Source organism: Chromobacterium sp. HL1 (assembly GCF_057418835.1).
This window is the reverse complement of sequence record NZ_CP162399.1, coordinates 2,298,985-2,318,112: the sequence shown is the minus strand read 5'-3', so window position 1 is coordinate 2,318,112 and position 19,128 is coordinate 2,298,985. Positions and strand designations below refer to the sequence as shown.

Annotated in this window: 17 protein-coding genes; 8 read left to right on the top strand and 9 right to left on the bottom strand. The window is 69.2% G+C overall.

Going from position 1 to position 19,128, the window contains the following annotated elements; translation table 11 throughout:
* Positions 1–3: 3 nt before the first annotated feature.
* From AB1Z25_RS10515 to AB1Z25_RS10490, 6 genes are all read left to right on the top strand, one after another.
* Entirely contained in the window at positions 4–390 is a 387-nt protein-coding gene (locus AB1Z25_RS10515) for a DUF4150 domain-containing protein (protein ID WP_043593253.1), read from the top strand.
* The gene (locus AB1Z25_RS10510) at positions 390–989 is read left to right on the top strand and encodes a type VI secretion lipoprotein TssJ (protein WP_107800057.1); all 600 of its coding nucleotides are present in this window, start codon (positions 390–392) and stop codon (positions 987–989) included. The genes AB1Z25_RS10515 and AB1Z25_RS10510 overlap by 1 nt, the downstream gene beginning before the upstream one ends.
* Positions 986–2,347, top strand: a complete 1,362-nt coding sequence (gene tssK / locus AB1Z25_RS10505) for a type VI secretion system baseplate subunit TssK (protein ID WP_486637204.1) — start codon at positions 986–988, stop codon at positions 2,345–2,347. Before AB1Z25_RS10510 ends, tssK begins: the two co-directional genes overlap by 4 nt.
* A 169-nt stretch (positions 2,348–2,516) precedes the next feature.
* Positions 2,517–4,142, top strand: coding sequence for a type IVB secretion system protein IcmH/DotU (icmH, locus tag AB1Z25_RS10500; RefSeq protein WP_486637203.1), 1,626 nt, complete (start codon positions 2,517–2,519; stop codon positions 4,140–4,142).
* Positions 4,139–7,594, top strand: coding sequence for a type VI secretion system membrane subunit TssM (gene tssM, locus AB1Z25_RS10495; RefSeq protein WP_486637202.1), 3,456 nt, complete (start codon positions 4,139–4,141; stop codon positions 7,592–7,594). Before icmH ends, tssM begins: the two co-directional genes overlap by 4 nt.
* Before the next feature lie 84 nt (positions 7,595–7,678).
* Positions 7,679–8,056: a DUF6277 family protein gene (locus AB1Z25_RS10490; protein ID WP_253314353.1), complete on the top strand. Its 378-nt coding sequence runs from the start codon at positions 7,679–7,681 to the stop codon at positions 8,054–8,056.
* A 364-nt stretch (positions 8,057–8,420) separates the two neighbouring features.
* Here AB1Z25_RS10490 and antC read toward each other — a convergent pair whose 3' ends face one another.
* The 6 genes from antC to AB1Z25_RS10460 form a co-directional block, all read right to left on the bottom strand.
* Positions 8,421–9,443, bottom strand: a complete 1,023-nt coding sequence (antC, locus tag AB1Z25_RS10485) for an anthranilate 1,2-dioxygenase electron transfer component AntC (RefSeq protein WP_486637201.1) — start codon at positions 9,441–9,443, stop codon at positions 8,421–8,423.
* A gap of 16 nt (positions 9,444–9,459) precedes the next feature.
* Positions 9,460–9,951 carry an anthranilate 1,2-dioxygenase small subunit gene (gene antB, locus AB1Z25_RS10480; RefSeq protein ID WP_486637200.1) on the bottom strand — a complete coding sequence of 164 codons (492 nt, stop codon included), beginning with the start codon at positions 9,949–9,951 and terminating at the stop codon, positions 9,460–9,462.
* The gene (antA, locus tag AB1Z25_RS10475) at positions 9,948–11,342 is read right to left on the bottom strand and encodes an anthranilate 1,2-dioxygenase large subunit (protein ID WP_486637199.1); all 1,395 of its coding nucleotides are present in this window, start codon (positions 11,340–11,342) and stop codon (positions 9,948–9,950) included. The genes antB and antA overlap by 4 nt, the downstream gene beginning before the upstream one ends.
* A 70-nt stretch (positions 11,343–11,412) precedes the next feature.
* A complete protein-coding gene (gene catA / locus AB1Z25_RS10470; RefSeq protein ID WP_486637198.1) occupies positions 11,413–12,324 on the bottom strand; it encodes a catechol 1,2-dioxygenase in 912 nt (303 codons plus the stop codon).
* A gap of 78 nt (positions 12,325–12,402) precedes the next feature.
* Positions 12,403–12,693 carry a muconolactone Delta-isomerase gene (catC, locus tag AB1Z25_RS10465; protein ID WP_486637197.1) on the bottom strand — a complete coding sequence of 97 codons (291 nt, stop codon included), beginning with the start codon at positions 12,691–12,693 and terminating at the stop codon, positions 12,403–12,405.
* Positions 12,694–12,718: 25 nt separating this feature from the next.
* Positions 12,719–13,870, bottom strand: a complete 1,152-nt coding sequence (locus AB1Z25_RS10460) for a muconate/chloromuconate family cycloisomerase (RefSeq protein ID WP_486637196.1) — start codon at positions 13,868–13,870, stop codon at positions 12,719–12,721.
* A 93-nt stretch (positions 13,871–13,963) separates the two neighbouring features.
* Between AB1Z25_RS10460 and AB1Z25_RS10455 the strand changes: the two genes are divergently transcribed.
* Positions 13,964–14,866, top strand: coding sequence for a LysR family transcriptional regulator (locus tag AB1Z25_RS10455; protein ID WP_227108446.1), 903 nt, complete (start codon positions 13,964–13,966; stop codon positions 14,864–14,866).
* A gap of 60 nt (positions 14,867–14,926) precedes the next feature.
* Here the strand turns inward: AB1Z25_RS10455 and AB1Z25_RS10450 are convergent, their stop codons facing one another.
* The gene (locus AB1Z25_RS10450; protein WP_486637195.1) at positions 14,927–16,123 is read right to left on the bottom strand and encodes an MFS transporter; all 1,197 of its coding nucleotides are present in this window, start codon (positions 16,121–16,123) and stop codon (positions 14,927–14,929) included.
* Between the two features lie 136 nt (positions 16,124–16,259).
* Here AB1Z25_RS10450 and AB1Z25_RS10445 point away from each other — a divergent pair, with 136 nt between their 5' ends.
* A complete protein-coding gene (locus tag AB1Z25_RS10445) occupies positions 16,260–16,859 on the top strand; it encodes a TetR/AcrR family transcriptional regulator (protein WP_107800045.1) in 600 nt (199 codons plus the stop codon).
* Between the two features lie 13 nt (positions 16,860–16,872).
* On the opposite strand, the gene pcaD is transcribed toward AB1Z25_RS10445, so the two are convergent.
* Together pcaD and AB1Z25_RS10435 are read right to left on the bottom strand one after the other, a co-directional pair.
* Positions 16,873–17,655 carry a 3-oxoadipate enol-lactonase gene (gene pcaD / locus AB1Z25_RS10440; protein WP_486637194.1) on the bottom strand — a complete coding sequence of 261 codons (783 nt, stop codon included), beginning with the start codon at positions 17,653–17,655 and terminating at the stop codon, positions 16,873–16,875.
* Between the two features lie 14 nt (positions 17,656–17,669).
* Positions 17,670–19,010 (bottom strand): MFS transporter, encoded by a 1,341-nt coding sequence (locus AB1Z25_RS10435; RefSeq protein ID WP_486637193.1) that lies wholly within the window; start codon positions 19,008–19,010, stop codon positions 17,670–17,672.
* Positions 19,011–19,128: the final 118 nt, after the last annotated feature.

Here is a 19,128-nt window from a genome sequence, read left to right as displayed (position 1 = left end):
GCGATGTTCGCCAATTGTTCCGCGGGCGGCATGGCCCTGGCGGCCTCCGACGTCTGCAAGACCCCGCCGCTGGGGATTCCGTCCACCTACGCCAATATCGCCAACAAGCCGGAGGCGGTGCCCAATGTGCCGACCATCATTTACGCCGGCGGCCCGGTGCACAACCTCAACACCATCATCCCGATGACCCACGGCGACGAGGGCGGTTCGATGGGCGGCGTGGCTTCCGGCACCGTGGCGGCGCTGTCCCGCCACGTGACCGGCTCCGGCAAGGTGCTGATCCAGGGCGCGCCGCAGACGCGGCTGACCGACACCAATCTGCCCAATAACCAGAACACCGCCGGGCAGACGGTGGCTCCTTCTCAGACCATCACCATGACCTTGAGCTAATGACCTCCTTCTCCTTTGTCCGGCGCGCGCTGCTGCTGTGCGCGCTGGCCGGCCTGGCGGGCTGCTCCTCGCTGTTCTCCTCGCGGAGCGACGAGGGGCCGCGCCAGCTGCACGTCACCCTGGTGGGCGGCGGCCAGCTGAACAACAGCGGCGGCGGTCCGCGGCCGGTGCAGGTCTGCCTGTACGTGGTGCGGGAGGCCAACTGGCTGCCGCCGGCCGGGCTGGAGGATTCCAGCTGCGCCCAGCGCGGCCGCGAAGTGGCGGCCGAATCCCGCCACGTGGTGGCGCCCAATCAGGTGCAGCAAGTGCTGCTGCCGGCCTCCGGCTCGGACCCGGTCTGGCTGCTGGCGGACGCGGACTTTGCCAGCAAGCCGCCCGGCTACGCGCCGCTGCGCATCCGGGTGGACGGCCGCCAGCTGATCCATCTGGCGGTGCTGCTGGAGCGCAGCCGCATCGTCGACGCGCTGCGGCCCGCCCCCTTGCCGGCGGACGCCTCCGCGGCGGCGCCCGCCGCGTCGCCGCCGCCGGCCAAGCCCGGCCGCAAGCCTTGGCGCAAAACGCGCAAGGCGCCCATCGCCCATCTGGAGGAAAGCCCATGAGCGCTTTGCCGGTAGGACCCGTCGCCTGGAGCGACGGCATGTTGATAGAAACCCAGCATTTTCAGCAGCAGGAACGCCATCTGGCCCATCAGTTCGGCCTGCGGATGCGCCAGACTTCCAACCACGGCTGGGGCTTTTCCCGGCTGGACGTGGACAGCGACGGCCTGGGCCTGGGCCGGCTGGGCCTGCGCGCCGCCGAAGGCGTGCTGCCGGACGGCACCCCGTTCGCGCTGCCGGCGCACGACCCCTTGCCGGCGCCGCTGGACACCTCGGAGGCCCAGGCCGGCGACATCGCCTGCCTGGCTTTGCCGGCCGCCGGCTGCGGCGGCCCGGAAATGGCCTTCGGCGACGCGCCGGCCGCCGCGCGCTACCACGCCGCCGCCACCGAAGTGCCCGATCTTAGCGTGGGCCTGGACGCGCCGGGCTCGCCGCGGCGGCTGACGCTGGAAACCGGCCGCATGATGACGCGGCTGTGCTGGCAATCGCAATTGCGCGCCGATGAAACCGCCTTGCCCTTCGCCCGGGTGGCCGGGCGCAGCAGCGCGCTGACCCTGCTGCTGGACCCGCGCTTCATCCCGCCGCTGCTGGACAGCCGCGCCCACCAGACGCTGCGCGCGCTGATCGAGGAATTGCAAAGCACGCTGCAAGTGCGGCTGGCCGGCAGCGCCGGCTTGCGCCTGCTGTCCGCCGGCGGCGGCCTGGCCGATCTGGTGGAGCTGATGCTGCGCCAGGGCATCGCCGAATACCGGATGCGGCTGGCCCACCTGGACGCCTTCGACCCGTTGCCGCCGGCCTTGTTGTTCCAGGAGCTGATCGGCCTGTTGGGCCGCCTCAGCGTGCTGCCCGGCGTGGACGAGGCCCTGGCCGAGCGGCAGTTCGTCTATCAGCACAACGACCTGCAAGCCGGGTTCGAACCGCTGGCGGCCACCTTGCGCTACGCGCTGGCCAGGGTGATCGAAACCCCGGTGCTGCCGCTGAAGTTCGAGGACCGCGGCGACCAGGTCCACGTCTGCGTGGTGGACCGCCAGTGGAAGCTGCAGAAGATGGTGTTCGCCTTCTCCGCGGCGATGCCGGCGGACAAGCTGCGCCAATTGCTGCCGCAGCAGGCCAAGCTGGGCGCGGTGGAGCAGATCCAGAAACTGGTGGACCTGCAATTGCCGGGCGCGCGCCTGATCCCCGCGCCCAATCCGCCGCGCCAGGTGCCGTACTACGCGCAGAGCGTGTATTTCGAAGTGGAATCCAGCGACCCGTTCTGGGCGCAGGCCTTCGCCGGCTCGGCGCTGGCGCTGCGCATCGTCGGGGACTTCCAGGACTTGAGGTTTGAGGCCTGGGGGTTGCGCGAAGGCAAGGTCGCTTAGAACCTGTTTACGATCGGCTGCGCGTCGGCGATACGGCGTTGAAAACGTCTTCGAAATGCTCATGTACCAACCGTACATTCCGCTTTCTCAGCCGTTTTCGCCTTGTCTCGCCTTAGCTCGCAAGCTCGTAAACAGGTTCAAAACCCAATAGCCGAAAGAGTGAACCTAAATGAATCTGCTGCATAATTTTTCCTCCATCTTTCGCCGGGCCTCCACCGCGCACCTGAACAGCGGCATGCTGGAAGGCGCGATGCGCAGCCGGCTGGAAAACCTGCCGCTGCTGATGCCGGGCCAGCAAGTGTCCACGCTGGACGCCCAGCCGGAGCCTGAGACGCTGGACGCCTTGCCGCTGGCGCTGCCGCCCGCCGCGCCGCCGACGGCGGGCGCGGGCAGGGCGCAGGCCGAGCCCGACGACGTGCCGGTGATCTATCAGCGCTCCGGCGCGCGCGGCGGCCTGCTCAAGGCCGGCCTGCAACAGGCGCAATGGGACAATCCCTTCATCTCCCACGCCTTGCCGGCGGTGCTGCAATTGCAGCGGCTGCAAGGCGGCGCGGCGGAGAGCCAGGCGCAGATCCGCGCCCAGCTGGGCCTGGAACTCAAGCTCTACCGCGAACGCCTGGCGGCCTCCGGCTGCGAGTGGCAACAGGCCCAGGACGCCTCCTACCTGCTGTGCACCTATCTGGACGAGGTCTGCAACGACGCGGCGCGCGGCGCCGGCCAGCAGCCCTACGACGGCGAGCGCAGCCTGCTGGTGGAGTTCCACGACGACGCCTGGGGCGGGGAAGACGCCTTCGCCGACCTGCAGCGCTGGCTGCGCCACGAGCCGTCGCCCACCCCCTTGCTGGAGCTGTACGAACTGGTGCTGGCCCTGGGCTGGCAAGGCCGTTACCGGGTGCTGGATCGCGGCGAGGCGCTGCTGCAGGACTTGCGCTCGCAGCTGCACGCGGCGATCTGGCGCCAGCGGGAACCGGAGCCGCTGGGCGCGGAATTGATCGCGCCGCCGCCCCCGCCGCCGCCGCCGGAACCCGAAGCCCCGCCGCGCCAGCGCTGGCTGACCCCGCTGCGCGGCGGCGCCATCGCGCTGGGCGTGGTGGCGCTGGCCTACGGCGCGGCCAATATCAGCCTGGACTTGCTGGGCCGGCCGATACGCGAAGCGCTGGCGGCCTGGACCCCGCCCTTGCGCAGCATCAATCTGGCCACCACCTTGCCGCCGCCGCTGCCGCAGCTGCTGTCCGAAGGCTGGCTGGTGGCCTATAAGCACCCGCAAGGCTGGCTGCTGGTCTTCCGCAGCGACGGCGCCTTCGACGTGGGCAAGGCCGAGGTGAGGGCTTCCTTCCAGAAAAACATCGAACGGCTGGGCCAGGCTTTCGCGCCGTGGCCGGGCGATCTGGAGGTGATAGGCCATACCGACCGCCAGCCGATCCAGACCAGCGCCTTCCCCAGCAATCAGCGCCTGTCCGAGGCGCGTGCGCGCTCGGTGGCGGACACCCTGCGCCAGACGGCGATTCCCGGCGGCGCGCAAGCGCCCGACAACGCGGTGGCGCGGCGCATCGATTCCTCCGGCCGCGGCGACAGCGCGCCGCTGGACGCGGCGCAGACACCGGCCGCCTATGAGCGCAACCGTCGCGTCGACGTGTTGTGGAAAGTGGCGGACGCGGCCAAGGGCGCGGCGGCCGCCGTCCCGTCGCCCGGTCAAAGCGCTCAGACGCCGGCCCCGCTGGCGTTGGCCCCGGGCGTCGGCATCGCCAACGGCCCCAGCCCGCTGGAGCCCGGCTATAAGGAGCAACAACCATGATCCGGCAAAGCATGCGCGTCTTGATCGCGCTTTTGATCGCGCTGGCGATCTGGTGGATAGGCCCGCTGATCTCCATCGGCGTCTACCGGCCGCTGGGCTGGGCCTTGCTGCGGCACATCCTGGTGGCGGCGGCGCTGATCTGGGGCTTTTGGCCGCTGCTGAGCTGGCTGTGGGGCCGGCTGACCGCCGCGCCGCGCGCCTTCCGACGCGCGCCCAAGCCCGCGCCGGAACCGGAGCCGGACCCCGGCCCGCCGGACTATATCAGCGACACCTTGCAGCAACTGGAACGCCAGCTGAGCCGCCGCGGCGGCGCGCCGCTGCCGTGCTATCTGCTCTTGGGCGCCGCCGGCAGCGGCAAAAGCAGCCTGCTGTCCTGGACGCTGCGCGACGGCGCGGCGCCGGCGACGGCGATAGGGCAGGGCCTGGGCCTGGATTTCCGCCTGTCTTCGGACGCGGTGTGGCTGGACACCCAGGGCCAGTGGAATGTCGGCGAAGGCTACGACCAGGAGGCCTCCGCCGCCTGGGACAAGCTGCTGGCCGGCTTGGCGGCCCTGCGCGATAAGGTCAGCGTCAGCGGCGTGGTGCTGTGCGTGGGCGGCGACGATTTGATCGCGATGGCGTCCAAACGCCGTCAGCAAATGGCCGCCACCTTGCGCCAGCGCCTGCTCAAGCTGCGCGACGGCCTGGGCCGCACCCCCAATGTTTACCTGGCCCTGACCGGGGCGGACCGGCTGGACGGCGCGCTGGCGATGCTGAACCAGATGCGGCCGGAGCGTTGGGCGCGCGGCATCGGCTTCCCGCTGCCGCTGGAAGCTGGCGCGGACGCCGCCGGCGCCTGGGCGCCGGCCTTGCACAGTCTGGAGCAAAGAGTGCAGCGCCAGGTGCAGTTCGCCGCGCCCCTGGCCGGCGAGGTGGAGGCCAACCACGCCCAGCTGCGCTTCGTGGAGGCGCTGGGCCGGCTGCGCCAGGCCTTGCAGGGCCTGCTGCCGCCGCTGTTCGCCCGCGACGGCGACGAGGACGCGGCTCATCTGCGCGGCCTGTGGCTGGGCTCGGTGGCGGAAGTGGCCGACATCGAAATCGACGGACCGGAACCGGCGACGCGGCCGCTGGGCGAGCTGTGGACGCCCTTGCTGCGCCAGGTGGCGGTGGAACGGCAGTTGATGGAGCAGAACCTGACCGCGGCCGAGCGCCAGGCGCGGGAACGGCCGGCCCCGCCCGCGCCGCCCTCGCGCAAGCGCCGCCTGCTGAACGCGCTGCGCTGGGCGGCCTTGCCGGCCTTGGCGCTGGGCCTGCTGGTCTGGGTGGCCTGGGGCTATTTCGCCGAGCGCAACTATCTGGAATACGTCTGGGCCCAGTTCAGCGAGGGCAAGACGCTGGCGCGGGAACAGGCCGGCAGCGCGCCCAGCGCCGGATCGCCGCTGCTGGCGGTGGCCGCGCAGATGCGTTACGCCCAGGCTCAGGCGGAAAGCGCCGAGCGCGGGATGAGAACCCCGTATTTCGAGCACCGCCGCGTGGCCGAAACCGCCACCGCCACCTATCACCGCCATCTGCAGAAAACGCTGATGCCGGAGCTGTACAACGAGGTGAAACGCACCTTGCTGGCGCAGACCGAGGGCAGCCCCGGCGACATCTTCCTGACGCTCAAGGTTTACTTGATGTTGTGCCGGCCGCAATACCGCTCCGCCGACGCGGTGGAGCGCTGGATCGCCGGGCGCTGGGAGGCGTTGTCCGAAGGCCAGTACAACGACGAGGACCGGCGCATGCTGATCGCCGACGCGCGCGCGCTGATCGCGCTGCCCGGCCTGCCGGCGGCGCCGGAGGACGCCAATCTGGTGCAGACGGCCCGCGCCCGCGCCTCGCAGATTCCGGTGGTGACCCGGGTGCTCAACCATGTGCGGGAGCAGGGCCTGCCGGCGCAGATTCAGGACATCTCGCTGGCGCGCGCGGCCGGCTTCGGCTCCGCGATGAGCTTGCGCATGCGCAACAACGTGCCGGACACCGACAGCGCCGTTTCCGGCTGGTACACCCGCGCCGGCTATGTCGACGCCTTCCTGCCGCGGCTGGAGACCAGCGCCCGCGCCATGCTGGAGGAGCAGAGCTGGGTGCTGCGCAACGAACCGCTGCGCGGCAACGGCTTTGAAATCGACAGCCTGGTGCAGAAGCTGGCCGACAGCGCCCGCAACCAGTATCTGCAGGACTACATCACCGCCTGGCAAAGCTTTCTGGCCAATGTCAGCGTGCGCTCCGTCACCGGCCTCGACGACGCCGCGCAACTGGCGGCGTCGATGATGAACTCGCAGTCCCCGCTGGCCAATCTGCTGCGCTTCGCCGGACGCGAAACCATGCTGACCGGCAACTACGACGGCGGCATGGACAGCTGGATAGACCGCCAGAAGGCGCGGCTGGAGAAAAGCCGCCGCTCGCTGGTGGGCGAGATCAACGGCGAGCGCTACCGGACCACCTTGCTGCCGGAACACGCGGTGGAGGAGCACTTCCAGGCCTTGCGCCAGATCGCCAAGCAATTGGAGAGGAACGACAACAGCGGCAGCAATCCGCTGGCGCGGCTGTTCGATTCGCTGTACCGCCAGCTGGGCCTGGTCAACGGCGCGCTGCAAACCGGCCAGGTGCTGCCGGCGCAATACGATGTGTTCACCAAGCTGCGCGGCGACGCCGGCCTGCAGCCGGAGCCGGTGCGCGGCATCATGCTGGACCTGATCAACAACGGCAGCGCCGCCACTTCCAGCCAGACCCAGGCGGTGCTCAACAAGGGGGCGGCCGGCGCCACGCGCAGCGCCTGCGACCAGGGCCTGACCGGACGCTATCCGTTCCGCCGCGGCGCCGGCGCGGACGCCAGCGTGGAGGGCTTTGAGCGGCTGTTCGCGCCGCAGGGCGCGATGGCGGTGTATTTCCGCGAGCATCTGGCCGCCTATGTCGACACCTCGGTCGCGCCGTGGAAGGCGCGCAGCGTGGACGGCGGCAAGCAGGCGCTGCTGAGCCCGGACGTGATAGGCGCTTACGAGAGCGCCAGCCGCATCCGCGACGCGATGCTGGACGACGGCGGACGCTTGCGCGTGCCCACGGTCTTGCGCTTCCTGGACATGGACCCGCAATTGGCCGAGGTGCAACTGGATCTGGCCGGCCAGACCCTGCGCTTCGCCCACGGCGCCACCACGCCGCAGCGCATCGACTGGAACGGCCAGAGCCAGAAGCTGGCGATACGGCTGCAGATGAAGTCGGTGGACGGCCGGGTCAACACCCTGCAATACGACGGGCCGTGGGCGCTGTTCCGCTTCTTCGACGCCGGCCGCGGCGTGGGCGGGACCGCGGACCGCCGCGAGCGTCTGTACCAGGGCAGCCTGGGTTCGGTGCGCATCGAGTGGCAGTCGCTGTCCTCGCCGTCGCCGCTGTGGTCCGGGCTGATCCAGTCCTTCCGTTGTCCGCAAGGCGGCTGACAACGGCTCCGGGGCCGGCGCGGCCGGTCCCGGGCAGCATTGCCGCCGTTTGCTTCATTCCATGACCCACTGAAAGGAAACACCATGACCAAGGCCGCAGAAAACATGATCAACCCGGCGGAAATCCTCAAGGCGTGCAGCGCCGCCCACCAGTACGGCCAGAGCGCCGGCGGCTCCATGGCGGAGCCGTTCATGAACTCGGTGCCGGGCATGTCCACCGCCTCCGGCAGCAACGCCAGCAATATGATAGGCAATGTGCAGGACGTGGGCCGTCAGATGCTGGATCACATGACGGCGATCAAGTCCGCGGTGGACAAGCAGGTGGCGGTGCACCAGGACCAGCAGCGCCGGCAGAAGACTTACGACTTCCAGCCGGACATGTCCGACCTGCGCCCCAGCGACGCCAAGGGCTTCCCCACGGAAATGCCGGAAGCCTTCTTCGCGCCCTTCATGCGTAAATAAAGGCGGGCCCTGGATCAGGGCGAGTTTGGACTTGGGAACCGGCAGCGATCTTTTGTTGTGCTAGCGCGTTGTTGGATACGCAGGAGGCAACTTGTCCGATGTGCCCCGGTCCCTTCAAGCCTGCCGTCGGGTGGCAGGCCCGAGGTCTTAAGCGGCTGCCCTGTTTGAGCGATTTGACGTTAGCAAATCGCGAGTTCAGCCGCGCCTCGGGCCTGACGGGAACCGGCGGGAAGCCGTAGGCCAGGTTTGCAGGGCGGCCTTTGGGGTGAAGGGGAATTTGGCCGAGCAAATTCCCCTTCCTGCCCGCCGGGCAGCCCCGGCAATGCAAATCATCATCCGCGTAGCGGATTCAATGGACTACGGCTTAGCCGCCGCTGTCGGCGAACTTCTCCAGATAGAGCTTGAGGCGCTCGCAGCCGTAACGGCGCAGCCAGTCGCGCATCGCGTCCACCATCGGCGGCGGGCCGCAGAGATAGATGTCGGCGGCCCGCGCGCGCAGCGCGTCCGCGTCCAGATGATCCGGGATCAGCCCGCGCTTGCCGCTCCAATTCTCTCCCGGCGCCGTCACCACCGGATGCCAGACAAAGCCGGGCAGCCGTTCGGCCAGGCCGCGCAAGCGCGGCAGCTCGCACAGATCGCCTTCGCGGTTGACGCCGTAATACAGCGTCACCGGCTGGCCGCAGCCGCCTTGTTCCGCCAATTGATCCAGCATGCCGAGAAAGGCGGACAGGCCGGTGCCGCCGGCCAGCATCAGCACCGGCTTGTCGATGTGGCGCAGATAGAAGCTGCCCAGCGGCGCCTCCAGCTCGATGCGGTCGCCGGCCCGCCAGCCGTCGCGCAGATAATTGCTCATCGCGCCGTCCGGCAGCAGCCGCACCAGAAAGCGCAGCTGCTTGTCCGCGCCGGGGGCGTGGGCGAAGGAGTAGGCGCGCCACTGCTCGCCGCCGGGCACGCGCAGCCTGGCGTACTGGCCGGGCAGGAAGGACAGCGCGCCTGCTGCGGCGGAGGCGTCCAGGCACAGCACGGCGCAGCTGTCCGACACCGGCTCCACCCGGCTGACCACGGCGCTGAGACGGGCGGCCGGCGCGCCGCGGCACAGGCTGGAGTCGAAGTCGAAGGAAAAGGCCGCGTCCGACAGCACCCGGGTCTGGCAGGACAGCACGCTGCGTTCCGCCAATTCCTCCGCGGACAGCGCCTCGGGGTCGACATAGTCCTGGCTGTAATCGCCGCGGTCGCAGCGGCCGCGGCAGGTGGCGCATACGCCCTCGCGGCAGTCCATCGGGATCTTGATGCCCTGGCGCAGCGCGGCGTCCAGCAGCAATTCCCCCGGCCGCGCTTCCAGAAATAGCGTTCTGCCATCGAGAAAATTCAAAGCCACTTGATGCATATCGGCGCTTTCCGATTCAAAGATGGTAGAAGTCCAACACCGCGTTGACGGTATCGTTCAGCAAGAGCACATGCTGACGCCGGATCAGCCAGCCGTCGCCGTTTTGCGCCAGCGTGTACGCGGCGCGGCCGTAAAAATAGTGGGTCTCGCCAAAGCGGGTGTAGAAGGTGGCCCAGTTGACGCGCGCCTCCACCAGCCCGTCCGCGCCGCGTTCCACGCGGATATTGGCCAACTGGTGCAAGGTGCGCGGCATCGGGTTGCAGGCGGCGGATTTGCCGGTGCGGATGCGGAATACCCTGTCTTCCAGGCCGGCGCGGCTGGCGTAGTAGATCAGCGACATCTCGCGCTTGGGGTCGGTGGTGTACACATGCTCGGCGTCCCATTGCGGCACGTGGTATTCGCAGTCCGGCGCGTAATCGGCCAGGTAGGCGTCCCAGTCCTGGTTGTCGCAGCGCTCGGCGTGGCGGTAGAGAAACTGCTCCACCTGATAATGCAGTTCGATATTCATTGCTCGGCTCCCTCGACGGCGGCGCGCCGCTCCAGCCCTTGCAGCAGGAATTGCCGCCAGGCGCTGTGCTGGTTGACGTACAGGCCCTCATGGGTGATTTCGGTCCCGGTCAGGCAGGGGCGGATGCCCAGGGTCAGGCTATTGGGCGTGGCGCCGGTCTGCCAGCGCGGGTGGCCGCGCGAGATGTCGCTCCAGCGCTCCAGCCGCCCCTGAAAGCCGCGCTGGGCCTCGCGGAACTCGGTCAGATCGTCCGGCGTGCCCATGCCGGACACATTGAAGAAGTCCTCGAACTGGCGGATGCGGTTTTCGCGGTCGGCGGCGGATTCGCCCTTGACGCCCAGGCATTGGCTTTGCACCAGGGTCTTGTTCCAGGCCAGCGGGCGGATGATGCGCAGCTGGGAGCTGATCTGGTCCATGAAGAACAGGCTGGGGTAGATGTTGAGATTGCGCAGCCGGTGCATCATCCATTCCGCCTTGGCCTGGCCGTGTTCGGCCACCAGCCGCGGCATGATGCTGGCGTAGCCGGGCCGCACCGCGGGGTTGGGCATGTCGCTGAACAGCACGCTGTGGCCGTTGGGGAAGGAGAACCAGCCGTCGTCGGTGGCGGCGTCGCCGGCGCCCAGCTTGCTGTAGTCCAGCGTGGCGGCCTGCGCTTCGCCTTGCTGGCGGCTGACTTCCTGGCGGTGCTGCACCGTGGCCACGTAGTTGTAATGCACGGTGCTGACGTGGTAGCCGTCCAGGCCGTTTTCGTTTTGCAGCTTCCAGTTGCCGTCGTAGGTGTAGCTGGATTTGCCGGGCAGCACTTCCAGCTCGCCGCTGGGGGACTGCGCCACCATCATGTCGAAAAAGGCCTTGGCGTCGCCCAGATAGTCTTCCAGCGCGTCCGCGCCGTCCGCGTCCAGGCTGACGAAGACGAAGCCCTTGTAGCTGGCGACGCGCGCCTGTTTCAGCGATCGGCCGGCCTTGTCGAAGTCCGCCGGATATTCGCCCGGGGCCTTGACCTTGAGCAGGCGGCCGTCGTTCTTGTAGCACCAGGCGTGGAAGGGGCAGGTGAAGGTGGATTGATTGCCCTTGCACTGGCGCACCAGGGTGGCGCCGCGGTGCTGGCAGGCGTTGACCAGCGCGTGCAGGCTGCCGTTGGCGTCGCGGCTGACAATCAGCGGCTGGCGGCCGGCCTGCAGGGTGATGAAGTCGTTGGGCTCGGCGATTTCGCTTTCGTGACAGGCGTAGATCCAGACTTTCTCGAAGATCAGCTCCATCTCCAGCTCGAACAGCTGCGCGTCGGTGAACATGTCGCGGGCGATGCGGTAGACGCCGTCGTCCGGGCGAAAGTCCAGGCAGCCGCCGACGAAGCTGCGCCATTGCGCCGTGGTGCGGAAGGTTGTGCTCATCGTAATGTCCCTCTCTGCGTTCCAACGGACCCGCCGCGCCGGGCGGCGGGCCGCGGTTTCAGTTAGTCCATCAGGCCTGGGCGCGGGCGCGGCTGACCTCGGTGGAGGGGGCCGGAGCCGCTGCGCGGTGCAGGGTGAAGTTGAACTCGATGCGGGCGAAAGGCTTGCCCACGCCGCTCTGGCGCAGTTCCTCCGGCGCGCTGACGCGTTGAATCTCCGGCACCAGTCCTTCGCGGGAGCCGAAGGCGAAGTCGTCCCACAGATGCGGATCGTCCTGGATGTTGATCTGGGTGGTCAGCTTGCGGAAGCCCGGCGCGGACACGAAGAAGTGAACGTGGGCCGGACGGTGGCCGTGACGGCCCAATTGCCGCAGCAGCCGGTCGGTGGCGCCGTCCGGCGGCACGCTGTAGCCACAGGGCATGATGCTGCGGAAGCGGTAGCGGCCTTGCTCATCGGTGCGGATGCTGCGGCGCAGGTTGAAATCGCTCTGGGTCTGGTCGAAGTAGGAGTAATTGCCCAGGCTGTTGGCGTGCCACACCTCCACCAGCGCGTGCGGCACCGGCTGGCCGGCGCTGTCCAGCACCTGGCCGCGCATGAACAAGGGCTCGCCGTCGTCCTTGCCGTCGTCCAGCCGCGCCTCGCATTCGCACAGCGGCGCGCCGGCCACGTAGAGCGGCCCCTCTATGGTGCGCGGCGTGCCGCCGAGCAAGCCGGCCTTGCGTTCGGCCTCGTCGGCGCGCAGGTCCAGGAAGTGTTCCAGCCCGAGCCCGGGCACGATCAGGCCTAGCTCGCCGCTGCGGCCGGCGTCGGCCAGCAGCCCCACCGCGCTCCAGAACTCCGACGGCTGGATGTCGAAATCCTCGATCGCGTAGCACAGATCGCGCATCAAGCGGTTGACGATGGCGCGGGTGCGCGGGTTGGCCTGCTCGCTGGCGGGCTGGTCGAAGCGTTGCAGCAGGGCGTCGATTTCGGCGCGTTCCATGGTGTTTCTCCTTTGTTGACGGGCGGGGCGGGGGTCTTGTGTTTTGATTCCGCCGCAGTGGACCGTTAAAGCGGGCGCCTAGCGGTCGTCGGCGTGGATGCTGGACGGATGCCGGTTCAAGGGCCGCACCTGGATGCGCATGAAGGGGAAGAGCGGCAGGCTGGACAGCAATTGGTGCAGTTCTTCGGCGTCGGCGACGTCGAACACGCTGATGTTGGCGTACTGGCCGCTGAGCCTCCATAGATGGCGCCATTGGCCGCTGCGTTGCAGCGCTTGCGCGCGTTCGCGCTCGTCCAGCTTCAAGGCCGCCGCCCGTTCCGGGTCCAGGTCGTGCGGCAGTTGTACTTGCATTTCCACATGAAACAGCATGGTGGTCTCCTTGGGGTGTCGGGTTTCAGACCGCGTGCAGGCGCGGCGCGGTCCGGTCGCGGCGCAGGGCGGCCAGCTTGTCCGGGTCCGGACGCACGCCCAGGCCGGGGCCGGACGGCAATTGCAGTTCGAAATCGCGGTAGCAGAGCGGCTCGCTCAGTAATTCCTCGGTCAGCAGCAGCGGGCCGAACAGCTCGCTGCCCCAGTCCAGCCGCTCGAAGGTGGAGAACAACTGGGCCGAGGCGATGGTGCCGATGCCGCCTTCCAGCATGGTGCCGCCGTAGAGGCCCAGGCCGTTGACGGCGGCGATCTCGGCCACCTGGCGCGCGGCGAACAGGCCGCCGGACTGCGCTATCTTCACCGCGAACACGTCGGCGGCGTCCTGGCGCGCCAGCTGATTGGCGTCCGCCGGGCCGTGCAGGGATTCGTCCGCCATGATGGGCACCTCGAAGCGTCGCGCCAGCCGGGCCAGCGCCGCCGGGTGTTCGCGCGGCACCGGCTGTTCGATCAGCTCCACGCCGCCGTCCTGCAGCCGGGCGATGGCGCGCTCGGCCTGCATCTCGCTCCAGGCCTGGTTGACGTCGACGCGCACGCCGGCGCGGCCGTCCAGCGCGCGGCGTATCGCCAGCACATGGGCCACGTCGTCTTCCGGCGCGCGCAAGCCTATCTTCAGCTTGAACGCGCGGTGGCGGCGCCGCTCCAGCATGGCCTCGGCCTCGGCGATGTCGCGGCCGGTGTCGCCGCTGGCCAGGGTCCAGGCCACCGGCAGGCTGTCGCGCACCCGGCCGCCCAGCAACTCGCTCAGCGGCACTTCCAGCCGCCGCGCCTGGATGTCCAGCAAGGCGGTTTCCAGCGCGCACTTGGCGAAGCGGTTGCCGCGGGCGCCGCGGCGCAGCTTGCCCAGCAGGCGGCCGAAGTCGCGGGCGTCCTCGCCCAGCAGCAGCGGCGCCAGGTAGCAGTCGATATTGGTCTTGACGCTTTCCGGGCTTTCTTCGCCGTATTGCAGCCCGCCTATGGTGGTGGCCTCGCCCCAGCCTTCTTGTCCGTCGCGGCAGCGGATGCGGACCAGGGCCAGCGTCTGGCCGCGCAGGGTGGCCACCGACAACTGGTGCGGGCGGATGGTGGGCAGATCGACCAGAATGGTCTCCACCGTGTCTATCGCGGTATCAGGTATCAAGATTGCGCTCCCGTGGTTTCGGATATCATGCAAGCCTGTGGAACCGCGGGTCCAACACCGTTTTCGTCTGCTTCCATACCTGTGAGGTATTGAATGGAATTGCGCCATCTGCGCTACTTCGTCGCCGTCGCCGAAGAGCTCAACTTCACCCGCGCGGCGGAACGGCTGCACATCGCCCAGCCGCCGCTAAGCCGGCAGATCCAGCAACTGGAGGAGGAACTGGGCCTGTTGCTGCTGGACCGCGGCGCGCGGCCCTTGCAACTGACCGAGGCCGGCCGCTTCTTCTACGCCCAGGCGCGCAATCTGCTGGCCCAGGCCCAGGGCATGCGCGCGATGACGCGCAAGATCGCGCTGGCGCGCCGGCAGCTGGTGATAGGGTATGTCGGCTCCACCTTGTACCGGCCCTTGCCGGAAGTGATACGCCGCTTCCGCGCCATCCATGTCGACACCGAGCTGTCCTTGCTGGAAATGACGTCCTTGGAGCAGGTGGAGGCCCTGAAGGCCGGCCGCATCGACGTGGGCTTCGGCCGACTTTTGTTCGACGACCCGGCGGTGGAGCGCGAAGTGCTGGCCGAGGAGCCCTTGTGGCTGGCCTTGCCGCTGGAGCACCCGCTGGCGCGGCGCGAAGGGCCCTTGCGCCTGCGCGACGCGGCGGAGGAAACCGTGCTGATCTATCCGCGCCAGCCGCGGCCCAGCTACGCCGACCAGGTGCTGGCCGCTTTCCGCCAGCGCGCGCTGGAGCCGGCTTACGCGCTGGAAGTGCGAGAACTGCAAACCGCGCTGGGCCTGGTGGCCGCCGGCATGGGGGTGTGCGTGGTGCCGGCCAGCGTGCTGAGGCTGCGCCGCGACGACGTGGTGTACCGGCCGCTGACGGACGAAGGCCTGGCCTCGCCGCTGATCATGAGCGCGCGGCGCGGGGACCGCTCCGAGGAGCTGGCCCTGATCCGGCGCTTATTGCGCGAGCTGCTGCCGCGCGAGGAGGCGCTGGAGGAGTAGGGCAGGCCGCCATCGCCGCAGGGGCGGGTTGAGGCGGCCCTTGCCGTTCGATGCCGCGGCCTAGGCCATTTTCTCTTGCAAAGAGCGGGCTATCCGGCGCTGCCCGGCCAGCGCGATCACGGCCATCAGCGCGCCGGCGGCCAGGGTCACGCCGAAACCGGCGCGCACGCCGACATGGTCCACCACCCATCCCGTCGCCGCCGCGCCCAGCGCCACGCCGCTGGCGAGGCCGGTGATCAGCCAGGTCAGGCCCTCGGTCAGTTGCGCCGGCGGCGCCATTTCCTCCACCAAACCCATGGCCACGATCATGGTGGGCGCGAAGAACACGCCGGCCAGCAAGACGCCGGCGCTCAACATCCATAGATTGGAGACCAGCAGCAAGGGCAGGGTGGCCAGCGCCGTGGCGGCGGCCGCCCAGACGAAGAGCCGCGCCAGCGGCATGCTGGCCTTGCGCGCGCCGAACAGCAGGCCGGCCAGGCAAGAGCCTATCGCGTACACCGACAAGACGATGCTGGCCGCCGCCGGCTGTCCCTGCTGCTGGGCGAAGGCGACGCTGATCACGTCCACGGCGCCGGCGATGGCGCCCAGCGCCACCAGGGCGAAGATCAGCACCCGCATGCCGGCCAGGGCGGCGACGGAGCCGCGCCGTTCTTGGGTTTCGGGGTGCACCGGCGGTTCGGTGCCGGTTTGCGCGCAGAAGGCGGCGACGCCGACGGCCAGCAAGGCGGCGGCGAGCAGCGGGCCGGCCTGCGGAAACGCGGCCACGCTCAGGCCCACGGCGATGGGCGGGCCGACGATGAAGCAGACCTCGTCCAGCACCGATTCCAGCGAAAACGCGGTGTGCAGGCGCGGCGTGCCGCGGTAAATCTCGGTCCAGCGCGCGCGCGCCATCGCCGACATGCTGGGCATGCAGCCGGCGAAGGCGGCGGAGACGAACAGCGTCCAGGCCGGCCATTGCGCCCAGCTGCAGAACAGGAGCGACAGCATCGCCGCCACGCTGAGCGCGGTGGCCGCGGGCAAGACCCGGCGCTGGCCGTAGCGGTCCACCGCCCGCGACACTTGCGGCGCCAGCAGCGCCATCGAAAAGGTGAAGGTGGCGGCGACGGCGCCGGCCAGCCAGTAGGAGCCGGAGGTTTGCGACAACATGGTGATGATGCCGATGCCGGTCATGGAAATGGGCATGCGTGCCACCCAGGCGGCGGCGGAGAAGGCCAGGCTGCCGGGATGGGAGAACAGGCTGAGGTAGGGGTTGGCCATCGGGTTTCCTTGTGGCGGACGACGCTGATCCCGCCTGGTCCGCTGTTTTAATATACGCGACGTATGCTAAACTAATTGACATACGCGCCGTATGTCAACAGCGGCGCGACGGTCAATGCGGAAACAGGGGAGCGGGATGATGAGCAAAACACGCAGCGAAGCCATGGAGGAAACCCGGCGCAGGCTGTTGCTGTCCGCGCGCCGCAGCTTTGGCGCCGACGGCTATGCGGCGACGGTGATGGATGAGCTGACCGCCGCGGCCGGCGTGACCCGCGGCGCGCTCTACCACCACTTTGGCGACAAGAAAGGCTTGTTGCTGGCGGTGGCCCAAGAATTGGACGCCGAGATCGAGGCCGGCCTCGCTCTGGCGGAGCGCGAGGCGGCGGACCCGTGGCAGGGCTTCAAGCGCCGCTGCCGCGCTTATCTGCAAGCCGCCACCCAGCCGGAGGCGCAGCGCATTCTGTTGCGCGACGCGCCGGCGGCGCTGGGCGCGGAGTACGCGCAGGCCGGCCAGCGGCAGTGCGTGAGCAATATCGCCGAGCGTTTGCGCGCCTTGATGGACGCCGGCCTGATCCGCCGCGCCGACCCGCAGGCGCTGGCGCGGCTGATCAACGGCGCGCTGGTGGAAGGCGCCGGCTGGGCGTCCGGCGCCGAGCGGCCGGCGGAGGCGCTGGCCCAGACGCTGGACGCGCTGGAGCCCTTGCTGGAAGGCCTGCGGCTAGGCGCGGCCGGCTGAACAATTGGACGGCTCAGGCCGCGTCCAGAAAGTCCAGCAAGGCCCGCTCAAAGGCGAGCGGGGCTTCCAGATTGGACAGATGGGAGGCGGGCAGCCGCGCCAGGCGGGCGTCAGGCATCGCCGCGGCCATGGCTTCCGCCTCCGCCACGGAGGTCACCGGATCGAGCAGTCCGGCGATCAGCAGCGTGGGCGCGGCGATGCGCGGCAAGTCCGCGCGCAGGTCGGCGTCGGCCAGCGCCTCGCAGCAGCCAGCGTAGCCGTCCGGCGCGGTGGCCGCCAGCCAGGCGCGCGCCTGCTCGACGATGTCCGGCGCCTGGGCGCAAAAGTCGGCGCTGAACCAGCGCTGATGCGCGCTGGCGGCCAGTTCGGCCAGGCCGCCGCCGCGAACCTGGGCGGCGCGTTGCCGCCAGGCTTCGCTTGCGCCTATCTTGGCGGCGCTATTGCTGACCACCAGGCATTGCAGGCGCTCCGGCGCGTGGGCGCCCAGCCACAGGCCGGTGAGGCCGCCCATCGAGATGCCGCAGAAATGAGCGCGTTCGATGTCCAGCGCGTCCAGCAAGGACAGCGCGTCGCCGGCGAGGTCGGCCAGCCGGGGCGGAACGGCCCCGACGCCGCTGCCGCCGTGGCCGCGCGCGTCGTAGCGCAGCACGCGGTAGCGGCGGCTCAGCGCCGCCAGTTGCGGCCGCCACATTTCCAGCGTGGTGCCAAGCGAGTTGGACAGCAGCAGCGCCGGCGCGCCGGCCGGCCCGTCCACTTGGTAGTGCAGCGCGTGCGTGCCGAGTTTCAGCATGGGCATGACGGATCTCCTTTCTATACCTGGGGTTTCAAAGCCGCTGGGGCGGCGTCCAGCCGCGACATCGCGAACAAGGCCAAGGCGCCGGCCAATACCGGCGCGGCGGCCCAGGCGAAGAAGCCCTGCGCCGAACCGGCGGCGGCGAACAACAGGGCGCCAGTCATCGAGCCGATGATGGAGCCGGCGCGGCCGGCGGCCAGTGCCCAGCTTACCCCGGTGGCGCGGGCCTGGGTGGGGTAGAGCGTGGCGGCGAGTATGCTCAGATTGTTCAAGGCCCCGGTCAGGCTGAAGCCCACCAGGAACACGGTGGCGAACAACCAGCCGCCGTCGCCCAGCGCCGCGCCCACGGCGGACAGCGCCAGCGCCGCCAGCAGGCACAGCCAGGGCAGTACCCGGCGCGCGCCGATCCTATCCATCAGCATGGCCATGAGCACACCGCCCACCGCGCCGCCCAGCGGCACCATGGCGCTGATGCGCGCCGCCTGCGCCGTGCTGTAGCCGTGATCCCGCAGAATGGTGGGCATCCAGTTGGTGAGCAGGTAAAACACGAACAGACAGCAGAAGAAGGTCAGCCACAGCAACAGGGTGCGGGCGCGCGTTCCGGCAATGAAGAGCAGGCCCGCCGGCGAGCGGCCGGCCGGGACGGCGTTTTCGTGGCGGAAGACCCTGCCCCGCCAGCGCGGGTCCGGATTGATGCGGGCGACGATGCGGCGCAGCGCGGCGGCCTTGTCCGGCCTGCCGGCGAGATAGCACACCGATTCCGGCAGCAGCCAGGCGATGAAGGGCAGCAGGAGCAAGGGCGCCAGGCCGCCGGCCGCCAGCACGCCTTGCCAGCCCCACAGCGGAATGATCTGGCTGGCGACGCCGCCGCCCAGCGCTAGGCCGGCGGTGAAACCGGCGTAGCTGAGCGTGACCAGCAACATGCGGTGGCGCGCCGGCGAGTATTCCGAGCTTAGCGTGATGCAATTGGGCAGCACGCCGCCCAGGCCGATGCCGGTGGCGAAACGCAGCAGCGCCAACTCTGTTATCGACTCCGAGCGCGCCGAGACCAGCGTGCCCAGGCCGAAAATCAGCGTGCACAGCAGCAACACCCGTTTGCGGCCCAGGCGGTCCGCCACCGGGCCGAAGGCGAAATTGCCTATCAGCATGCCGAACAGGCCGGCGCCGAAAGCCGGCGCCAGCTGGCCGCGGGAAATGCCCCACTCGCTGATCAGTTCCGGCGCGATATAGCCGATGGCGGCGGTGTCGAAGCCATCCAGCAGCACAATGAGAAAACACAGCGTCAACACCATGATCTGGTAGCGGGACAGCGGGCTGTTGTCGATGAACTCGCTGATGTCTATGGGCTTGTCCTGCATGGGAAGCTCCTATGAAAGAGGGCGCGTCGGGAGCGCCGACGCGCAACAGCCTTGGAACAAGCTATCAGCGCTTGTTCAAAGGCTTGCGAGCAAGGGCGAGACAAGGCGAAAACGAGCG

Bases quoted from the DNA above. Each gene is read 5' to 3' on its own strand.
- AB1Z25_RS10515 (WP_043593253.1), top strand. From the start codon at position 4: ATGTTCGCCAATTGTTCCGCGGGCGGCATGGCCCTGGCGGCCTCCGAC.
- AB1Z25_RS10510 (WP_107800057.1), top strand. From the start codon at position 390: ATGACCTCCTTCTCCTTTGTCCGGCGCGCGCTGCTGCTGTGCGCGCTG.
- tssK (WP_486637204.1), top strand. From the start codon at position 986: ATGAGCGCTTTGCCGGTAGGACCCGTCGCCTGGAGCGACGGCATGTTG.
- icmH (WP_486637203.1), top strand. From the start codon at position 2,517: ATGAATCTGCTGCATAATTTTTCCTCCATCTTTCGCCGGGCCTCCACC.
- tssM (WP_486637202.1), top strand. From the start codon at position 4,139: ATGATCCGGCAAAGCATGCGCGTCTTGATCGCGCTTTTGATCGCGCTG.
- AB1Z25_RS10490 (WP_253314353.1), top strand. From the start codon at position 7,679: ATGACCAAGGCCGCAGAAAACATGATCAACCCGGCGGAAATCCTCAAG.
- antC (WP_486637201.1), bottom strand. From the start codon at position 9,443: ATGCATCAAGTGGCTTTGAATTTTCTCGATGGCAGAACGCTATTTCTG.
- antB (WP_486637200.1), bottom strand. From the start codon at position 9,951: ATGAATATCGAACTGCATTATCAGGTGGAGCAGTTTCTCTACCGCCAC.
- antA (WP_486637199.1), bottom strand. From the start codon at position 11,342: ATGAGCACAACCTTCCGCACCACGGCGCAATGGCGCAGCTTCGTCGGC.
- catA (WP_486637198.1), bottom strand. From the start codon at position 12,324: ATGGAACGCGCCGAAATCGACGCCCTGCTGCAACGCTTCGACCAGCCC.
- catC (WP_486637197.1), bottom strand. From the start codon at position 12,693: ATGCTGTTTCATGTGGAAATGCAAGTACAACTGCCGCACGACCTGGAC.
- AB1Z25_RS10455 (WP_227108446.1), top strand. From the start codon at position 13,964: ATGGAATTGCGCCATCTGCGCTACTTCGTCGCCGTCGCCGAAGAGCTC.
- AB1Z25_RS10450 (WP_486637195.1), bottom strand. From the start codon at position 16,123: ATGGCCAACCCCTACCTCAGCCTGTTCTCCCATCCCGGCAGCCTGGCC.
- AB1Z25_RS10445 (WP_107800045.1), top strand. From the start codon at position 16,260: ATGATGAGCAAAACACGCAGCGAAGCCATGGAGGAAACCCGGCGCAGG.
- pcaD (WP_486637194.1), bottom strand. From the start codon at position 17,655: ATGCCCATGCTGAAACTCGGCACGCACGCGCTGCACTACCAAGTGGAC.
- AB1Z25_RS10435 (WP_486637193.1), bottom strand. From the start codon at position 19,010: ATGCAGGACAAGCCCATAGACATCAGCGAGTTCATCGACAACAGCCCG.